Origin of the sequence: Cellulophaga algicola DSM 14237 (assembly GCF_000186265.1) — a bacterium.
Classification (GTDB): Bacteria; Bacteroidota; Bacteroidia; order Flavobacteriales; family Flavobacteriaceae; genus Cellulophaga; species Cellulophaga algicola.
On record NC_014934.1, the window covers coordinates 1,647,789 to 1,664,823 of the forward strand.

Annotated in this window: 18 protein-coding genes; all 18 read left to right on the forward strand. The window is 33.2% G+C overall.

The features are described from left to right. Positions 1-70 precede the first annotated feature (70 nt). The 18 genes from CELAL_RS07105 (at position 71) to CELAL_RS21840 (ending at position 16,723) form a co-directional block, all read left to right on the forward strand. Positions 71-1,066, forward strand: a complete 996-nt coding sequence (locus CELAL_RS07105; RefSeq protein WP_013550225.1) for a hypothetical protein — start codon at positions 71-73, stop codon at positions 1,064-1,066. A gap of 54 nt (positions 1,067-1,120) precedes the next feature. Then, a complete protein-coding gene (locus CELAL_RS07110) occupies positions 1,121-1,687 on the forward strand; it encodes a nucleotidyltransferase family protein (protein WP_013550226.1) in 567 nt (188 codons plus the stop codon). Positions 1,688-2,173: 486 nt separating this feature from the next. Then, positions 2,174-2,881 (forward strand): hypothetical protein, encoded by a 708-nt coding sequence (locus CELAL_RS07115; RefSeq protein WP_013550227.1) that lies wholly within the window; start codon positions 2,174-2,176, stop codon positions 2,879-2,881. Positions 2,882-2,979: 98 nt separating this feature from the next. Further along, complete coding sequence (locus tag CELAL_RS07120) at positions 2,980-3,561, forward strand: DUF1287 domain-containing protein (RefSeq protein ID WP_013550228.1); 582 nt, start codon at positions 2,980-2,982, stop codon at positions 3,559-3,561. Between the two features lie 58 nt (positions 3,562-3,619). After that, positions 3,620-3,769: a hypothetical protein gene (locus CELAL_RS22340; protein ID WP_169311400.1), complete on the forward strand. Its 150-nt coding sequence runs from the start codon at positions 3,620-3,622 to the stop codon at positions 3,767-3,769. A 349-nt stretch (positions 3,770-4,118) separates the two neighbouring features. Further along, a complete protein-coding gene (locus CELAL_RS07125; protein ID WP_013550229.1) occupies positions 4,119-5,114 on the forward strand; it encodes a hypothetical protein in 996 nt (331 codons plus the stop codon). Between the two features lie 439 nt (positions 5,115-5,553). Next, complete coding sequence (locus CELAL_RS07130; protein ID WP_013550230.1) at positions 5,554-6,351, forward strand: carbohydrate-binding family 9-like protein; 798 nt, start codon at positions 5,554-5,556, stop codon at positions 6,349-6,351. Positions 6,352-6,572: 221 nt separating this feature from the next. Further along, positions 6,573-6,929, forward strand: a complete 357-nt coding sequence (locus CELAL_RS07135; protein ID WP_013550231.1) for a hypothetical protein — start codon at positions 6,573-6,575, stop codon at positions 6,927-6,929. A gap of 107 nt (positions 6,930-7,036) precedes the next feature. Then, entirely contained in the window at positions 7,037-7,516 is a 480-nt protein-coding gene (locus tag CELAL_RS07140; protein WP_013550232.1) for a hypothetical protein, read from the forward strand. Between the two features lie 783 nt (positions 7,517-8,299). Then, positions 8,300-8,779: a hypothetical protein gene (locus CELAL_RS07145; protein WP_013550233.1), complete on the forward strand. Its 480-nt coding sequence runs from the start codon at positions 8,300-8,302 to the stop codon at positions 8,777-8,779. A 60-nt stretch (positions 8,780-8,839) separates the two neighbouring features. Further along, positions 8,840-9,511, forward strand: a complete 672-nt coding sequence (locus CELAL_RS07150) for an XAC2610-related protein (RefSeq protein ID WP_013550234.1) — start codon at positions 8,840-8,842, stop codon at positions 9,509-9,511. A 224-nt stretch (positions 9,512-9,735) separates the two neighbouring features. Next, positions 9,736-10,050 (forward strand): hypothetical protein, encoded by a 315-nt coding sequence (locus CELAL_RS07155; RefSeq protein WP_013550235.1) that lies wholly within the window; start codon positions 9,736-9,738, stop codon positions 10,048-10,050. 224 nt (positions 10,051-10,274) lie between these two features. Then, entirely contained in the window at positions 10,275-11,120 is an 846-nt protein-coding gene (locus tag CELAL_RS07160; protein WP_052303984.1) for a toxin-antitoxin system YwqK family antitoxin, read from the forward strand. A 600-nt stretch (positions 11,121-11,720) separates the two neighbouring features. Then, positions 11,721-11,963, forward strand: a complete 243-nt coding sequence (locus CELAL_RS07170; protein WP_013550237.1) for a hypothetical protein — start codon at positions 11,721-11,723, stop codon at positions 11,961-11,963. 1,146 nt (positions 11,964-13,109) lie between these two features. Next, positions 13,110-13,409, forward strand: coding sequence for a type II toxin-antitoxin system RelE/ParE family toxin (locus CELAL_RS07180; RefSeq protein WP_013550238.1), 300 nt, complete (start codon positions 13,110-13,112; stop codon positions 13,407-13,409). Positions 13,410-13,414: 5 nt separating this feature from the next. Then, entirely contained in the window at positions 13,415-13,699 is a 285-nt protein-coding gene (locus tag CELAL_RS07185) for an addiction module antidote protein (protein WP_013550239.1), read from the forward strand. Positions 13,700-13,807: 108 nt separating this feature from the next. Then, on the forward strand, positions 13,808-14,677 hold the full coding sequence (locus tag CELAL_RS07190; protein ID WP_083807785.1) for a YARHG domain-containing protein: 870 nt from the start codon (positions 13,808-13,810) through the stop codon (positions 14,675-14,677). A 768-nt stretch (positions 14,678-15,445) separates the two neighbouring features. Continuing rightward, positions 15,446-16,723, forward strand: a complete 1,278-nt coding sequence (locus CELAL_RS21840; protein WP_013550241.1) for a DUF4236 domain-containing protein — start codon at positions 15,446-15,448, stop codon at positions 16,721-16,723. Positions 16,724-17,035: the final 312 nt, after the last annotated feature.

Below are 17,035 nucleotides of genomic sequence, written 5' to 3' on the forward strand. Positions count from 1 at the left end.
TGTCCTTGTATATGGTTGCATACCTTGTTGGCAACAAAAATTACATTGGCTATAATTTAAATAACCTACGATGAAAAAAAGCGTCCTATTACTTCTGCTAACCTTTACAATTATCTGTTGTAAGGATAAAAAAACAAGTACCTCAACTACAGAAACCACGACTCCAGAAAACATGGAAAGTAGCACTTATACTGGAACGGGTAGCATCACTAAAGGGGTTGCAGAAACAACGATAGAAAGTCTGCTTACCTGTGATCAAAAAGGAGGTAGAATTGCTGCCGTAGGCGAAATAAAAGATGCTTCTGGTACCATTTGGACGGTTCCAGGAACCAATCATTTTAATGAAGCGACTAAGGCTTGTGATTTATACAATGAATGCAACGGAGTAACGCCAAGCAATTTATCTGAGGTAGACCTGGATATAGTTCCTGTAACAGAGGTAGATGCTGACGGTGAAATTATTACAGGCTATATTTTTGCCGATAATTATTTTGAGCTCTACATTAACGGAAAACTAATCTCCGTAGATCCTGTACCCTTTACCCCTTTTAATTCTAATGTGGTAAAATTTAAGGTGAACAAACCGTATACGATTGCTATAAAACTAATTGACTGGGAAGAAAATCTGGGTGTAGGTTCAGAAAACAATAGAGGAAAAGCGTATCATCCTGGAGACGGTGGTTTTATTGCTAGCTTTAGTGATGGGACCATTACCAATGACCAATGGAAAGCACAAACGTTTTATACCGCTCCTATCGCAGATTTAAGTTGTGTTACAGAAGATGGCGAAAAAAGACTTTCTACAACGTGCAGTATAGATGGTGTAGATGACGGAACCGAATTTTATGGTATTCATTGGAACATTCCAACGCAAAGTTTTGAGGCTGATTTCAATGACAGTTCATGGCCAAATGCGACGACTTATACAGAAGATGAAATTGGGGTGAACAATAAAAAAGCATACATGAATTTTATAGAAAAATTTAGTGGTGCAGGCGCAGAATTTATCTGGTCTACAAATGTAGTTCTAGATAACGAAGTAATTATTCGCTACACGGTAGAATAACGTAAACCCCGAATATTTCGGAAAACTTTTTAGAAAGAATGATGGTTTAAAAATATGAATCAATCCTTAGAAAACCAGCTCGTAACCCTCATTGAAGCCGATGTTTGGATGCTTAGCATTTTAGACATTGTACGCGATTTATCGCTTGCCGATTGTTGGATTGGTGCTGGTTTTGTTCGGAATAAGGTTTGGGACGTACTCCACAATATAAACCGAACGCCTTTAAATGATATTGATATTATTTATTTTGATAGGTCTAAAGCTACCAAAGAACAAGACCTAGAGATTGAAACACAGTTAAAATCCCTTTACCCCAGCCTAAATTGGTCTGTTAAAAACCAAGCTAGAATGCATCTTAGAAATGGGCATACAGCTTATGCTACTTGTAAAGAAGCCATATCTTACTGGCCAGAAACCGCTACTGCCATTGCGGTACAGCGCAGTGCAACACATGACATTAAATGTCTTGCCCCTTATGGTTTAGAAGATTTATTTGCCCTTTTGGTACAACCCACACCAGATTTTGATATCGCCCAATACCAAGAGCGAATTTGTACTAAAGCATGGAATATTACTTGGAATCTATTGGCTATAAAAACAGGAGATCATAAGAATCCTTAATCGTATTGTAAAATTCCAGCGCAAAGTTCTAAGGCTAACTCCAATGACAGTTCATGGTCAGCATAGTGGTATAGACATAACATTTATTTGAACTACGAATTTGCTAGCTAACGCTATAATTATACGGTTCACCGCTAGGAAAAAGCTGACCATACTCTAAACTACACCCTAAAAACATTCTTTTAATATCTTGTGAATAGTTCCCTTTTTGTTTAGTTTACTGGGTGAATTGCGCACAGTAACGCACTTAATTTTCTATGGAAAACGACAATGTGTTACCCTTATTTTCTGCCATTTTTAATGGCTGCAAAATTGATAATTCTCTCCCTCTAGACAAAAAAAGCTCTTTTCTTTATGAAATAGACACACCCTAGCCTCTAAAGGAATAATTAACGAGCTATAATATTCTTACCTTGCTATTTTTCTTCTTTTTGTTAAACGCTAAAAAATAACAGCATACTAGCTTAAGAACCCTAAAACCATCAAATGAAAACCAGTCTACTTACATTTTTTATACTTTTTTTGATAGGGTGTAAAGACCCGCAAAAAAGTATACAAGAAAAAAATAAAACTCGTATAGATACTTTGACTGAAAACAAAATAGGCAGTAAAACAGCTCCAATAATTTTAGAGAACGAAAAAGAAATTGTGAATTATGATACCGACTTTTCTGATTGGAAAATTGATGAAATAGATCTAACTCCATATAGCTTTTTAAATAGAAAAAATGATACGCTAGTATTAACTGCCAGAGATACTATCATTTTATTAGTGAATGAGTATTATGATGAGTTTAAAGAAAATTACGGGGCTTCAAGTTTTTCTGTTGCGCATGTTTACCCCCACTATAATATTGTTGAACTACAAGCTACAGCATACGAATACTCCTATCATATTTTAGCCGACTTACATACAGGAGACACCATTTTTTCATACGGACAACCAATGTTTTCTAATAATGGCAAGTACATCTTTACCTCAAATGTTGACCTAGAAATTGGTTATGATGACAACGGGTATCAATTAATAACAGTAGATTCATTGGGTTTTAATACTCTAAAAACGGTAACGCTAGAAGGTTGGGGTATTCAAAAAGCTTCTTGGATTAGTGCAGATAGTATTGCCTTTTCAAAGGTTACTTTAAATGAAAATGATGAACTGAATTCAGAAAACAAAAAGATGAAGTTAAAATAGAGGCACTAAAACTAAAAACTTTTTACTAAATTTAAAAGTCTATGTACTTCTATGATAACACTACTGCTACTAGATTTAGCTGAAACCTTAGCAACTCTATGAAAAAAATATTTCTAGCCCTATTATTTTTTAGTTTCAATCTTTGTTTATCTCAAGCATTAATTAAGAAAATTGTGCTATCTGAGGCTGCTATTGAATTAACAAAACAAGAGGTAACGTATGACCCAAGTTACTTCTCTATTGACTATCCCAATGGAGATGTACCCAGTGATAAAGGAGTTTGTACCGATGTAATTATTCGTGCGTATAGAAAAGTTGGGATAGATTTGCAGAAAGAAGTTCATGTAGATATGAAATCTAATTTTAGCGCTTATCCAAAACTATGGGGATTAAAAACCACCGATAGAAATATTGACCACCGTAGAGTTCCTAATTTAATGACCTACTTTAAAAGAATAGGTGCCGAAAAGCCAATTTCGGACAAAGCAGAGGACTATGTAACGGGTGATATTGTTTGTTGGAATCTAAATGGTGCACTAACTCATATCGGAATTGTAGTAGACAAAAAATCAAAAGACGGAAAGCGTAATTTAATCGTTCATAATATTGGCAGAGGACAAGTGTTACAAGATTATCTTTTTGATTATAAAATTATTGGTCATTATCGCTATGAAAAGTAAAGCTTAGTTATTAGGTATTCATTTCCCTTTAAAAGAGATCGTTCTTAAACCTTAAAACATGGAAATTTTCAGGAAATCTAAGGCTACTACAAAAAGTAGGGTTACAAAAATTGATGTAATACCTATCCATAAATCTAAATTGAACACAAGCCTTCTAGAAATTACTTATTTTGCCTTACCCTTGGCTATCATGGGATTCTTCTTATAATATGTGTTCCAATTAAATGATCGTATTTTATTGCCTTCAGCTATTATATTCTTGCTGTTTGTAGTACTAACAATTTGTTCACTAGTAATACGCCAAACTAATTTGCGCGAAGTGTCTGTACGATTATAACAACTGTCCTTAAAAATTAAACAACCGTTCATAAAAACACCAAGCGCATTAATCGAGAATTACACCTATACTAACAGCTCTAACAACAACAAACACATGTATACAATATTCCTTACATTGCATACCTGAAACATATATAAAAGTATTTCTAAGCTTAGCTATAAACGTACTTTTTATATCCCATAGCCCAAAAGAAAACTTTTAGAACACTCTTTTTTTTATGAGAAAATATAGCTTAATCCCTATCCTACTCCTCTTATGTCTAGTGCAATCCTGTGCGGAACGAAAAGATATAGACCTTACTGAGTTTAGCTTATCACATTTTAGAACTATTGAAAAGCAGTATACTGGCGGAGAAATTATAGACCCTAGTGTCTATGCGCTTTCAGAGGATTATGATATCATCTCTTTTATCCGAAAAGACAATACTGTTCCCGGTTTAGATCTAATTGTACGCTATGTGTATGCAAAAAAAGACTCGGTGGTTGCAGAAATTAAGTATGAATTAGATACTGATGATACGCATCAAAAGAAAAGCATAGCCTTCCGGAAAGCGCTTGCAGCTCATTTTATAAACGTAGCGGAAATAACGAGTAGCACCAATACGAAGAAAACAGAGCAGGGCAATTTTAATGCTCAAACCCTTATTAATGATACCGATGATTATTATAACATAAGTACCTGGACAGCACCGCGTGTACACACTACCCTACTCTTGCAAATGTCCAATACCTTACAGCCAGCAACACATACCTACCCCAACCATAAGGTTCATATTACCTACCAAATACTATCAGGAAACAACATCACGCCAAAGAGCAGCCTTATTGGCCGTAAGGAAGTGAAAGAACAGGATTCGAAAACACCAAAATTTAGCAACGCCACTAAGGTAGTTTTACTACCCGAATGTATAAACACGCCCACAGAAGAGTGCTTTTTTACTACCATTAATACTAAAGTGTTGGCACTCGCTAAACAAAAAGGGGTAGCCTTAGTAGCAGACACTCTTATTATTGGTGTTCGGGTAAACCAAGAGGGTACTTCATCGCTATTCAGGACCAAAAGTACCAACCCTAAACTACCCGAAATATGCAAAACGGTTATCAATTCGCTTACAAACGTTGAACCCTCTTATAGTACTGAAAGCGAAGCTTATGTGACCTCCTCATATTCTTGGTATATAATTTTTAAAGACGGTGAAATCATACTACAATAAAGCTATTAAACGACACTACATTTTACGAGACCCTTGCTATTCATTGAAAAAAACTCGGAAATAAATAAAACGATCCAAAACATAAATTTCAACATAAATACTGGATTAATAATCTCGACTATTTTATTTTTTTTAGCACTAATTACGCTCCGCTATAATTTGTTTGGAACAGGTACCATTTCAGCCGTTTTTATTACTTCGACCTTTAAATTAATTGCGCACTAATTTTTAAAGTGTTCAAAGACAAAAAAAATACGTCTTAATAAAATTACATACTCGTAAAGAAATAAGATTTTGAACTGAAATTTAAGCAAACATTAATTCGCAACTATTTTCTAAATGTAGTATCTTTTTACCCGCTAAGTGCTCAAATACTGAGCACGTCGTAAACTATGCGCAGTATGAAGAAAAAGTGTACTGCCGTTCAAGATTTAAAAAAATGAGCATCTTTAAACTTTATTCCGTTACCGCCCTTATTTTGCTATCCTTCTCATGTAACAACACCCCGGCTAAAGGAGTTGAAAATAGTTCTGAGAAAAAGTTAGTATTAGGAGAACAATCTATTTTTAAAGTATCAAAATGCATTGATTCTATTAGTATAGATGGTAAAATGGATGAAGCCAGTTGGGCCAAAACAGAAAGTAGCACCTTTGAGTATAGTTATTCTATAGAAAAGCCTACAGACAAACAAACAACAAGGTTTAGAATGTTATGGGATGAAACCAGCCTATACCTTTTTTATCACTTTGAAGATAAATTTTTAACTGCTAGAGAAACCAAAAGAGACGGAGCTCCATACCTAGATGATTGCGCAGAAATTTTTATTATTCCTGTGCCCGATAGTTTAGATACCCATTTTGGCTTTGAAATAAATATGTATAAAGCCACCAATGATATCCTATATTTCAACAATTATTATAAAGGAAAAAACGTTGGTTTAAAAACCTTTAATCCAACCATAAGGAGCGAAGTAAGCATTAACGGTACTATCAATGATAATTCTGACATAGACCAAGGGTGGACTATGGAAATTGAAATACCCATTGCTGTATTTGGCTTTTTAAGCGATTTTGAGCCTGTACAAAAAGGCAACCAATGGGCTTTTTTGGCCGTTCGTCAAGACCGGAATGAGCTTGAAGGTGACCGGCGGGTAACCTCAACCCTTTTCCCTATTTATGATATTGAAAAAGATGTGCATCAACCCCAGCGTTTCGGACTTATGGAATTTGTAGATTAAAGCGCTTAAAATTACACCAGAACTCCCACCCCAAAAAAAATAGAAACAAACTATTGGTGTCTTTCAGAAAAGTAAACCCCAGTTATTAATTATATGCATCTCCCTGTAAAAGGGGTAGTACTTGAATATTAAAAGGTAGAAATTTGTAGGTAACCTAGGCTATGGCTACTACATAAAATAAACATAGAAAAAGTGGTTTAATCCTTATAAACAGATCTAAAATGAACACAAGCCTTCTAGAAATTACTTATTTTGCCTTACCCTTAGTAATTATGGGGTTTTTCTTAAAGTACATATTCAAATTAGATGTTACTATTTTATTGCCTTCTGCTATAATGTTCTTGCTGTTTACAGTATTAACAGTTTGTTCACCACTTACTCCAAAGAAATTTGAATCGCAATTATTCACCCTATTTTGTATTCTAGAAGTAGTGGCTTTAGTTGTCGGTATTGTTTTATTAGCTAAAACACAAATAGTATGGAAGCACTTCTTTATTTCTTTGTCTTTTCAACTCTTTTATTGGATCTTACTTTTCTATTATGGAGGCATACGCTTTACCCATAAGTTTGGCGCCTAAGTAACATGCTTCTTAGGCTATATTTTTGCTTAAGTTGAATAGTTTATCTTTAATATGTAGCAACAAAACCATGCTAAGCATTTATACGAGCTACATTAAACCGCTATATGACCGCAAAAAAACTATTCTTTTTAATGCTAGGCGTTATGGTAATTATGATGATCATAATAAACCTAATGATAAATACCTCAAATTCGAATGCGGATAGCATAACGGAAGACTATTTTACAAATTTAGAGTTAGAAGTAAGCGGAACTATTTGCGCTGTGGAAAAACAAACGGATACTTACAAATACCTTATTACCCTAAAAGATATTAAATCAAATACTACGGACTATACCAAACCGAGTCCTTTAGGCGTAAACTTTTGTGTCATAAAAGGCGCTGTAGCCATTTTTGCAGACCACTATGATGGGTATAAAATTGGAGACACTATACGCATAGGAGAAAATAAAACAGACCTCATAAAATGCATTTCAACAGACGGGACGACTAGGTTTATAAGAAAACGAAGTAATGTGATGCTGTATACCGTGGCATCACCTAATAAACGAATGAAACAATTGATAACACTCGGGTGTCCCTAGAACTTACGTACAATACCTATAAGCCCTACATTAGGTTACCGCTACAGGAACAACGCACCATGAAAGATACAAACGCTCTCAGGAATTAATTTAGCCTCTCTTAGCCTTAATAGCCTATAAATTGAGAATTTTAAACTTACGGGTATCTAACATAGTAATGGGTTGTAAAAAATGAGTAGAGAAAAATTAATAGAAATCGCTAAAAAAATAATTAAAGCTGTTTGTTCAGAGTAAAAGCTTAACGAATTAGAGGATCTTTTCAATAAAAACATTTCCTACCCAAATGGCTTAAATCTATTTTATTAGCCTGAAAATGATAATTTCAGAAAGGATGGTATTAAAAATTATAAGTATAGAAGAGGTTGTTGATAAGTGCTTGTCCTATAAATCTATTATTTTTTTAAATATGGAGGTCTTAAAACTAAAAAATCGATGGATTTACTATCCTTAGCTGATAAATAATGACTTAGATCATCGTATACATCCTGATGACTTAACAGGTATAACAAATAATTAATTAGGAGTAGTACATTATATAGATGAGGAGGATAATTATATTAAGATTTGAGCTACCAATATTGAAATCAGAGTAAAAAAGAAGGAATCTTAAATTATTACCTAAACCATCATTTAAATAAAATAATCAAATTGAACTTTTAAAAAATGTAAAACACCTTGTACTTATTTCGAAAGTCAACAACTTTCTTCACTATACAGACGTTTACATGTAACGTTACCGGTAATTTCAATTAAAAAATACAGCAAAATAATCTCAAAAATATAATGAACGAATACATTTCATCTCTTGCTCCAGAAAAATTATTCATTGTTTTAACTAGTGAAAGATATAAATATGAAGAAGAAGCCATCAAACAAGCAGAAATTAAATTTGAGAAATTTGGAAATGATTACATGGGATTACAAAAGTCCTCTAACCAAACCGAAGTAGAATTTAAAAAAGAAATTAAAAACAGACTGCAGGCAAACGAGAATATAGAAGCAATAAAAAACCAACTCAAATTAAGAGGGATTGATGAAAAAACCAAAATTGTAGACAAAGTTTTCAATGAAATTTATGCTCTTGAAAAAATTGATTTAGCCAAGAAAAAAGTAGTATCAATAATAATAATTATTGTTCTTTTAGTTCTGGGAATTTTAAATCTAATTCCGTTCAGTGGCCTTCGATCCATTATTGGACTTATTTTTTTGGGCTTAGCTATGTATAGGTTGAATCTTCTCTTCAAAAAGGTTACCAATGAATAAACCCAAAGGCCTGTACGCATCCACAAGGTTTCTTGTAATAAGAAAACACTATAAGAAATTATGAAAAATAGATTCGTTTTAATACTTGCCCTATCTCTAGCATTGCTCTCTTGCCATAGTGCTAGAGAAGCTAAAAACGCACAAAAAGATGATGCCCTAAAAGAAATACAACAGCGGGCTACAGCTCCTAATTTTGCGGTTACAGAACTCATTTGTGATACCATCTATGAAAATAAAAAATACAAAATTATAGTCTCTACCTTTACTGATGCCATAAGTTATGATCAAGACGTTTACAATGCTGTTTTTAAATGCTACACCTGGAACAATGAACGTTATCAAGAAATCTATAGTGATTCTATTCAACAACATTTTAGTGGCATAGAATTCCTAGATTTTAATAATGATGGGGTCAAAGATATTCTACTTCAAAACACTTCCGATGCACGAAGCAATCTTACGTATTACTTATATCTCGTAGCTACTAAAACTGACCAACTACAGAAAATAAAAAAATTTGAAACCATTAAAAATCCGCATTATCTACCAGAACATGATATCATAGACAATTTAGTGCTGTCTGGTCGCAATTGGACCAATTTTTATAAAATAGAAGGCGATAGTATTATAGCTCTTGACACAGTAATTTATGAAGGAACAGATGAAAATGGTGCAGATACTTATGATAAAGACTTCCAAACAGCACTTAAAAAGCTAACGCAGAAAAATTGAGTGAAAAACTATAAAAGCAATAGGCATTCTAAAATTTTAGATGCTGTACTTATTTAAAGTAAAACCAATTTGGCCTCTGATAATGCCATTGACGAGCAAATTGATAACTTTAACCCCTAAGATACACCTGCGGTGAAATTATTATAAACATCTAAATTAATTGCCCTATTATTGATTCTAGATTGTACTCAACTGAAGCATTAGACCATGTAATCGACTCTCGGTTGAATGAAGAGTTTAAAAGCCTAAAAAGATATATTTTTGAGGGTGCTAATTATAATATTTCAAACTTCAATAGAGCGCTTGTTTTTTATGATGATCAAATATTTAAAAAAGCATCGTTAGAAATCAATCCGTTAGATACATGGATTAACGCTTATTATTGGTACTCGATTTACATTAACGAGTTGAAAAAACAAAATATATCGATTGGTAGTCATAAACAATCGAAACTTAAATTAATCGAGCAAATAGATTATTTTACTGCCTCTGATTTTGATTGGTCAATTATTGAACAGATTGATAATGAATTGCACTAGAATAAAAAAAGTTTTACAACACTATATAAAGCAAATAGAGCGTTAAGTGTTTAATCAAAAGGTCATTGTCTATTTACAAGGTCTGCCAAATCTTTTGATTTGACTCTTAGCTCAAAAATATAAATGCAAAATATTTATATTTTGCTGAGTTCTAATCTAAAACAAAAGTGCTTATCTACTGCCCTACTATTCTTATACAAAAACCGTTAGCAACTATTAAAATAATGAAGAAAAATACATTAGCACTACTCATACTGTTCTCAATTAATTTTTTGAATGCTCAAGAACACAAAGAATACTTTGATAATGGTCAATTAAAAGAGATTGGAAAATATGAAGGAGACAACAAAACAGGTGAATGGAAATATTATTATGAGAATGGCCAACTTGAAGAGATTGAAAACTTTAGTAACGGAAAGAAAATAGGGGAAAAGAAATATTATTACGAGAATGGTCAATTATGCGATGATGGAAAATATGAAGAAGGCAAAAAAACAGGGGAATGGAACTATTATCACAGAAATGGTCAACTTCAACATTTTAGCAAATATAGCACCGGAAAGAAAACAGGTGAATGGAAATATTATTATGAGAATGGACAACTTGAAGAGATTAAAAAATATAGTAACGGAGAGAAAATAGGGGAATGGAAAGCGTATCACGAAAATGGTAAACTAGGTCTTATTGCAACCTATGTAAACGGAAAAATAAGGGGTGAAATGAGACGATATTATGAAAATGGCCAATTAAAATCGATTGTAAATTTTGATAAAAACGAAAAACAAACAGGCGATTGGAAAAACTATTATGACGATGGTCAACTAAGTGCTATTGGAACACTACTTGGTGAAATCAGCGAATATTATAATAATGGTCAATTAAAATTGACTGGAAAACTTAATAAGAACGGAATACAAACAGGGGAATGGAAACAATACTATAGTAATGGTCAATTAAGTGCTATTGAGAAATATGAAGATGGAGCATCAGTAGGCACATGGAAAATTTATGATGAAAATGGAGTTGAAAAAAATACGATTGTATTTAAAGACGGGATTCAACAAGAATAATAAGCTGCCCGGTAAATTGCAAAGTCAGAAGGTTGGCCTAGATCCCTAGCAGGATTATTAGTTCCACCGAAAAGAGCGTTAAAAATCAAACGCTGTTTGAGCGATAGCGAGTTCATTTGATTTAGCGCATAAGGATGTGAACTATATCCGAAGGGTCAAGCCTTGATTTTCCCGCCTGCAGGCAGGCAGGTTTGGTTCGTTTTTTTATCAAGAAAAAAATGAATAGGTAGCCAAAACTTATAAAAATAAACTCCAGTTACTGCACGCTCACCGCTCAACCCTAAGCTTAGCTCCAATAGGTTCTTACCTATTACGTCAACATTCTTACCATTATCTCTTAGAACCGTTTTAGTATTGAAAATACCCACTTATTTAGTCCTGCAGCGTGTATTTCAATGACTAAATAACGAATTATACATTATATGTACTGCTTTTACAAAAACAGTTGCAAAGCCAATTCTTTTTATTTTACTTTAGTAACTGCAAGAGATTACAGCTTCCCCTCAAAAAAATTAAAATCACATAATTTCGTATAGCCGTACGTTGTAAACATTATGCACTCTCGTCAATTTTTAAGATTTTTACATAAAGCGAACAAATATGGCAACTGTAGACAAAATAAGGAATGGATTGATAGATAAAATCCTAACCATACGAAATAAGGAATTTTTGGAGGCTCTTGACAAGATTATTTCTTCAAGCTCTTTAGAAACCGAAATAGTTGAATTATCTGATGAGCAAAAACAAATGTTGCAAATGGGTGAGAACGATATAGCAAATGGACGATTGATTTCGCAGAATGAAATGGACAAACGAAATCTTAAATGGCTGAACACAATGTAATCTGGACAAAACAGCGGATATTCAATTTGTTGGTATTCTTGAATATTGGGTTAAAAGAAATAAATCAACCAGATATTCAAAATAATTGGTTCGTTTGGTTTCTGAGCGCACTAAACAAATTGCAAAATCACCACTAATTTATAAATCAACCGATTTTAAGGATGTTAGAGTAGCTTCTCTAGGTATTTTTAGTATCTATTTTAAAATTACAGATGGGGCAATTTTAATTACTGCTTTTTGGGACAATCGACAGAATCCTAAAAGCTTGTTGGAAATTCTGAAGGGCGAAAAATAACGTTTTACAACACAACCTATCAACAATACTGACATGCAGCTTTACCGAATACTTTGTGAGTTTCTATGTCCCAAAATCTTTGAGATTTCGCTCTGACATAAAAAAGAAAAACAAAACCAAAAGGTTTCGCTATGTGCTTGGCGGAAAGCAAACGCTAATTTGCTCCCTTACTGTTCATTGCTAAAACGTTCCCACACATAACTTACAATAGGTTTAAGCTGCTCGGTAAATTGCAAAATCAGTAGGTTGGCCTAGATCCCTGGCAGGATTATTAGTTCCACCGAAAAGAGCGTTAAGAATCAAATGCTGTTTGAGCGATAGCGAGTTCATTTGATTTAGCGCATAAGGATGTGAACTATATCCGAAGGGTCAAGCCTTGATTTTACCGCCTGCCGGCAGGCAGGTTTGGTTCGTTTTTGTATCAAGAAAAAAATGAACAGGTACCCAAAACTTATAAAAATAAACTCCAAGCCCTACACTCGTAGCGCTCAACTCTAGGCTTAGATCCTATAGGTTGTTACCTATTATCCACATACGTATCATTATCTCTTAAAACCGTTTTAGTATTGAAAATACCCGCTTATTTAGTCCTGCAGCGTATATTTTAATGACTAAACAACGAATTATTCATTATATGTACCGCTTCTTCGAAAAACAGTTGCATAGCCAATTCTTTTTATTTTACTTTAGTAGCTAAAAGCGATTGCAACGCTTTTCCCCACAATTATGAACTGAAAACTTGCGTATATCCATACGTTGTGGTGCATTATCTCACTCGAACGAAAAATTCCAAAAATTCACATCAAATTAAAATTAATATCTTAAATTTGTATCCAAGTAGATACAGTTTTATGTTCTTTATTGAGAAAACAATCGAATTTGATAAGTGGCTTAGAAAGTTAAAAGACTTGAAAGGCAAGGCAAAGATTCTGTTTAGGATTCAGAAACTTGAGAGCGACGAACATTTTGGAGATTGTAAATCTGTTGGAGACGGAATTAGGGAATTAAGAGTAAATTTTGCCAAAGGTTACAGAGTTTACTTCAAAGAAAAAGATGGAAAAATAATTGTTCTACTAATTGGTGGAGATAAGTCGACCCAACAACAAGACATAAAAAAAGCGAAAGAAATCTGGAACAAATTAAATAAATAGAAAAAATGGGAACTTCAAAATTTGACATAGCGGATTATTTGGACAGCAAAGAAATGATTGCAGAGTACCTCAATACTGTTTTAGAAGAAGGAGATAATGCAGATGTGATCAATGCAATTGGACACATTGCAAAAGCGATTGGAATGACCAAGATATCTGAAGAAACTGGATTAAGTAGACCGAGTTTGTACAAAGCGTTATCAGATGGTTCTAAACCTCAATTCGCTACGATTATGAAAGTTTTGAAAGCGATTGGAGGACAAATTCAGGTCAATCCAATGTCTGCCTAAAAAAATAACGACACCACAACAACACCTATAAGTAATGCGGGTTTTGGTTTTGAAACCAATGGTTTGTGTATATTTATGTGTCCGCAAAATCTTTAGGATTTTGCTCTGATGAAAAAAAAATATCACAAAACAAAAAGCTTTTGCTTCGTGCTCAGACGGAAACGAAAAGGTTTCCTTGCCTCCGCACTACGCTTAGCCCAGCCGTTACAAGTTATTATGACAAAAAAAATACCAATCCTATTCATATTATTCTTATCCATCGTTTCTAACGCTCAAAAATTAGAAAATTGTTCTGAGTGTTCTTCAGTCAAATACTCTGAATTGGATATAATAAATAATGAATTATTTGAGCTTCAATTATTGAGAAATGAAATTTTTGCAAAACATAATTATTCTTTCAAAAATCAAAGGCTAGAAGATTATTTCTCTGATTATAATTGGTATAAGCCAAATTATAAAAATCCAATAAAGGAAATAAAATTAAACCTCACAGAACAACACAATGTTGACATCTTCAAAACGAAAGAAGAAACAATTAAAAAAAATAGAACATTATTAATTTCTGAATTAGAAAAATTAAAAACCGCAATAAATGAGAACGATGTTTCTTTCATAAACACGTTTCTAAATGGAGTTGTAGAAAATGATGACAAGTCTTTTGGTACAGCCTTATTAAATGCTATAGAAACTGTTCTTAATTCTATTGATACAAGCAATATAAATTGGCATAAAGGACAGGCAAAGTTTGAAATATTGATTGATAATGGTTTTTCAATTTCTTCACAAGGAATATATATCAAAGGTAATTCTGTGACAATAATGGTAACAGAACCTATGAAACATTCTGATTTGATGAAAAATGATGACGCATTTGAATATCCTAGTGAGTATTATTCTGAATCTGAAAATACAAGTGGAGCAGAACTTGAATTTAAAAATGGTAAGTTGATTTTAATAAATCCCATTTTTATTGGATAAAACATTACTAATTAAGTGCTAAACCGAAAGGTTTGTATTTTATTTGCTGAGACCACCAAGTTATTAATTAAGCTTTTAAACTGAGAAGTTAAATCAAAATATAAAAAATTGACTCTGCGATAAACCCAAAATGTAGTATCTTTTTACACGCTACGCTTCCACACATTGCTTACAATAGGTTTAAGCTGCACAGTAAATTGCAAAATCAGTAGGTTGGCCTAGATCCCTGGCAGGATTATTAGTTCCACCGAAAAGAGCGTTAAAAATCAAATGCTGTTTGAGCGATAGCGAGTTCATTTGATTTAGCGAATAAGGATGTGAACTATATCCGAAGGGTCAAGCCTTGATTTTCCCGCCTGCCGGCAGGCAGGTTTGGTTCGTTTTTTTATCAAGAAAAAAATGAATAGGTACCCAAAACTTATAAAAATAAACTCCAAGCCCTACACTCGTAGCGCTCAACTCTAGGCTTAGATCCTAAAGATTATTACCTAATTATCCACATACATATCATTAGCTCTTATAACCGTTCTAGTTTTGAAAATACCCGATTACGTAGTGCTAATATGTGTATTTCAACGATTAAACAACCTATTATAAAGAAAATACACCGCTTCTGTGGAAAACCGCAGAATAGCAATTTGTTTTTAATCTACTTTAGTGGCTGTAAGAAATTACAACTCTCCCCCCAACAGATAAATTTTAAATACATACTTGCGTATATCCGCATGTTAGCAAACATTATAAAGAAACCAAGAACCAGACAGTAAAATGCGATATAGAAATAGGATTAAACTAGCACCGGGATTAAACATAAATCTTTCGAAATCTGGAATTAGTACAACTTTTGGACCAAAAGGTGCAAGTGTAAATATTGGAAAAAGCGGTGCGTATCTAAATACAGGAATACCAGGAACAGGACTTTATAACAGAACAAAAATATCAAGTTCTGGAAAAAACTTGAATACCAAAAATTATGTATCAAAAACTCAAGTCGGTGTTAAATTAGATTTAAATGAAAATTATGAACCTGAAGTTCAAATCTATGACAACAATGGTAAAAACATCACTTCACAAGAGTACATTACCAAATTAAAAAGGACCGTCGAATACAAAGAAAACTTAAAGAAAATATATCTTAAATATCACGATTTAATTATTGAAGAAACCGCTGAATTTACAGATTTGTTTAAACACATAATAAAACCAATAACAAAAAAAAACGTTCAATCTAAACTTAATAAATTAAATCTTAGAAGATATGACAAGCAAAAATTCGAGATTCTAAAGCCGTCAGAATCTTCCATTGAACAAAAGCTAATTAGCGAAGCTAAAATCAAATTTAATTCTGTTCTTTTTTGGAAAAATAAGAGTAGCAGAAACGAATTTGTTAAAAACAATTTAGACTTAAGATTAAGAAAAAGCATTAAGGATTGGGAAATAAAAAAAGTAAATTTTGAAAAATCTGAACAAGCTAAAGAAATAGATAATAACGCAAATTACCTGAAAGCATTTGAACAAGAAAAGGAAAATCTACAAGCAAATTTAGATGCAACAGAAAACTTTGTTTTAGCCAACTTTGAAACAATCCTAAAAGAAATTGACATAAAACCAGAGTTTTTTATTGATTACGATTATGATTTTAAAACCAAAACTTTTTTAGTCGATTTGGATTTGCCAGAGATTGAGCATTTACCAAAAGAAACAGCTTCAATTTTACAATCAGGTAAATTGTCTGTAAAAAACAAAACTGAAAAGCAACAAAGGGAAGAGTATGCAAAATGTGTAACTGGACTTGGCTTATTAGTATCTGGAATTTCATTTATGGCTTCAGCAGGTATTGAGTTCATCAAAATATCAGCATACACTCAAAGAGTAGACAAAAAAGACGGGAATACTAAAGATGATTATATATACTCCATTGAATTGGATAGAGAAAAATTCTCGAATTTAAAATATGATAAAATTGACCCAATAAGAGCTTTCGAAAATTTTACGCACAAAATGGAATTGTCAAAAACATCTATATTCAAAACCATAGTAGTGTAAAATAACGTTTGCTAACACAACCTATACGTAATGCGGACTTTAGGGTTTAAAAGGAATGGTCTGCGTATATTTATGAAGCCGCTAAATCTTATGGATTTAGCTTTGGAACAAAAAAAGAAAAAACAAAACAATAAGCTTTAGCTACGTCGGCAGACGGAAACGAAAAGTTTCCTTGCCTCCGCACTACGCTTAGCTCCACCGTTCCCACACATTCCCTACAATAGGTTTAAGCTGCACGGTAAATTGCAAAGTCAGTAGGCCTGGCAGGATTATTAGTTCCACCGAAAAGAGCGTTAAGAATCAAATGCTGTT